The organism is Patescibacteria group bacterium (assembly GCA_022560785.1).
In the GTDB taxonomy this organism is placed as follows: domain Bacteria; phylum Patescibacteriota; class Minisyncoccia; order Phycocordibacterales; family JADFSL01; genus JADFSL01.
This window is the reverse complement of record JADFSL010000048.1, coordinates 1-2648: the sequence shown is the minus strand read 5'-3', so window position 1 is coordinate 2648 and position 2648 is coordinate 1. Positions and strand designations below refer to the sequence as shown.

Here is a 2648-nt window from a genome sequence, read left to right as displayed (position 1 = left end):
TGGGGAGTTTCTGTAGTGTAACGAGGGTCTCTGTTGTTTTCCCTTTGATATAATCTCGTGTGGTGTGTGAAAAAGAAGTATCTTTTGTGAAGTAGATTCCAAATATGAGTAGTATGGAGAGTGTGAGGACAGCGATGCGTCGACCAAACAAAGGCCCGCCTGGCTGAAAAGAAAATTCTGCTTTCGTTAATACTGGCTCAGATTTCACTTCTTCCTCTGGTATAGTCTCAGTATGAATTCGCTTCTCTAATTGCTGTTTATTTAAAAAATATTCCTGTCTCCTATTCTGAGAAAATTCTTCATAATATTTTGTTCTTTCATTTCCACGAATAGCGAGAAAATCCAAAAGAGCTTCAGTTTCTATAAACCACTTCTTTCCTACTTTCTTACTTGGAATTTTTCCTTGTCGACAAAGGCGGGATATATAATCATTGGAACAACCAAAAAGTTTTCCCGCTTCTTTTGTAGAGAGGTATTTTACATTATTATTGTAGAGAATATTTTTTGCCATTTCAGTTCGTAAACAGTCCGTACAAATACGAATTAACTATATAATACAACAGTTTTTTGAAACGAGATTACAAAAATTAAACTCTTATGTTGATAACAAATATTGCAACTATTTTATATTTTTCTTCATTGTAATTATTTAGTTATTTGTTTGAAACTTTTTAGCTAATTAACTCCTAAACGTTAATTTTGCACATTAGCCTTATAATTACTAAAAAGACCGCTTTCTTTAAGAAGGCAGCTTTTTCGGATCAAATTTGTGTTGTCCTTAAATTTATACTATGTTATCCACTTCTTAATTTTTTATTATAGTTAAAAATATGTATAATATTTATATAGTTTAATATATTTAAAATATATTTATGCGTAAATACATGACAATTCAAGAAGCAGCAGATGCACTGGGTGTATCGTCTCAAACACTTCGAAATTGGGAGAAAGCTGGTGAACTGATTCCATATCGTAACCCTATAAATAAGTACAGAATGTACAAAGTATCTCAAATTGAGTCATTTATTGAAGAAATGCGTAATGAGCGACTCAAGAAAAGTCGCTTCAAACTCACGGTCAAAATTGAACAGGAGAAGAAGTTTAGATTAAAATAGCACCTCTCTCTATCTCCTATCTCCTATCTCCAATTTCTAAATGACTGGACATCCGATGTCCAGTCATTGTAATATTAAATATATTTACGTAGCAATATATTGATGGAATTTTATCATTTATTAAATAGGGGTGTAGATAAGCGAAATATCTTTCTTAGCAAAAGAGATTACTTTCGTTTTGTTCACAATTTATTTGAATTTAATGATACAAAAAATGTAGATGCAAACAACACTCGTAATTTTAAACAATTGAAGGACATCGGATGTCCTTCAATTGGGCTAGACAAAAAGGAAAGGGGGGTAAGAAAATTGTTGGTCAACATTCACTTCTTTTGTTTAATGCCAAATCATTATCATTTACTTGTTTCCCCTCTTATTGAGGATGGTATTCCTCGTTTTATGAAAAAGTTGAATATGGGATATGCAAAATACTTTAATGAAAAATATGATCGAAGTGGTGCACTATTCCAAGGAAAATACAAAAAAGTACTATTAGAAAAAGATGCACATTTTTTATGGCTCCCTTACTATATCCATTTCAATCCACTTGATTTAAAAATGCCAGAATGGCGAAAAGGAAAGATACGAAATTTTAAAAAAGCAGTTAGTTATTTACAATCATACCGTTGGAGTAGTCATTTAGATTATTGTGGTGAAAAGAATTTTCCGTCAGTAACTCAGCGTACTTTTTTTCTGGAATCTTTCGGTGGTGAGAAAAAATATACTCAATCTATAGATAGACATATTAAAGAATTGGGTATCGGGAATACAAATGGAGTAACACTGGAATAACTCACAAATGAAGGACATCGGATGTCCTTCGTTTGGCTATACTTGTGGGGTTGTGGTGCCTGTTTGTCCGCCTTGGAGGATAGCTGAGGTGGTGGAGTCCTCTACAGTTGTGGTATCTACTGTTGTATTAATAACAGTAGTTTCTAGTGTTGGTTCTACTGTAGTGGCTTGCTCTCCTACATTTCCTTCAGAAACATTTGGGTGTGAAATGATACCAGTCGTGGTGGCTGTAGTTTCTGTGGTTGTTGTTGTATCCTCTACTATTATCTCCTCTATTACTGTCGTTGTGGTAGTAGCTGTGTTTGTATCTGCTTGCTCTCCTACATTTCCTTCTGAAACTTGTGAGGATGTGGTTGTGGTAGCTGTCTCTGTTGCTTCTGCTGTGATTGCATAGGGGTCTGTGACTGTGACGGTTCTCTCTGCAGTGCCAATGTTGCCTGCTTGGTCAGTAGCACTGTAGGTGATGGTGTATACTCCTTCTGTTGTTGTATCAATCTGTATTTGATTCACTTCAATACCGTCTAGTAGTGTTTGAATTCCAAGGTTATCGTTTACGTTGTCCTCTACGGTTGCTCCTAGGTCAATGTATGATGTTCCTACATCTATCTCTGTTGGGTTGTTGCCAAGTACTGTGATGATAGGTGGTGATGTGTCGGTACTGCCTGATGTGATTTGTGTGGTTAACGGTGGTGTTGCACTCCCACAAACTCCTGAAGTTGGCACAATTGCTCCATTTGTAAT

4 protein-coding genes are annotated in these 2648 nt (G+C 35.3%); 2 read left to right on the top strand and 2 right to left on the bottom strand.

What is annotated here, in order from left to right; all coding sequences use genetic code 11:
- Positions 1-511, bottom strand: a 511-nt coding sequence (locus tag IIB50_03205; GenBank protein ID MCH7530096.1) for a helix-turn-helix domain-containing protein, incomplete at its 3' end; no start/stop codon positions are given.
- A 361-nt stretch (positions 512-872) separates the two neighbouring features.
- Between IIB50_03205 and IIB50_03200 the strand changes: the two genes are divergently transcribed.
- Together IIB50_03200 and IIB50_03195 are read left to right on the top strand one after the other, a co-directional pair.
- The gene (locus tag IIB50_03200) at positions 873-1115 is read left to right on the top strand and encodes a helix-turn-helix domain-containing protein (GenBank protein ID MCH7530095.1); all 243 of its coding nucleotides are present in this window, start codon (positions 873-875) and stop codon (positions 1113-1115) included.
- A 102-nt stretch (positions 1116-1217) separates the two neighbouring features.
- On the top strand, positions 1218-1907 hold the full coding sequence (locus IIB50_03195; protein ID MCH7530094.1) for a transposase: 690 nt from the start codon (positions 1218-1220) through the stop codon (positions 1905-1907).
- Positions 1908-1943: 36 nt separating this feature from the next.
- Here the strand turns inward: IIB50_03195 and IIB50_03190 are convergent.
- On the bottom strand, positions 1944-2648 hold a 705-nt coding region (locus IIB50_03190), incomplete at its 5' end, for a DUF5011 domain-containing protein (GenBank protein MCH7530093.1).

What these genes read in the sequence shown, in the direction of transcription:
- IIB50_03200 (MCH7530095.1), top strand. Translation starts at nt 873, where the DNA reads ATGCGTAAATACATGACAATTCAAGAAGCAGCAGATGCACTGGGTGTA.
- IIB50_03195 (MCH7530094.1), top strand. Translation starts at nt 1,218, where the DNA reads ATGGAATTTTATCATTTATTAAATAGGGGTGTAGATAAGCGAAATATC.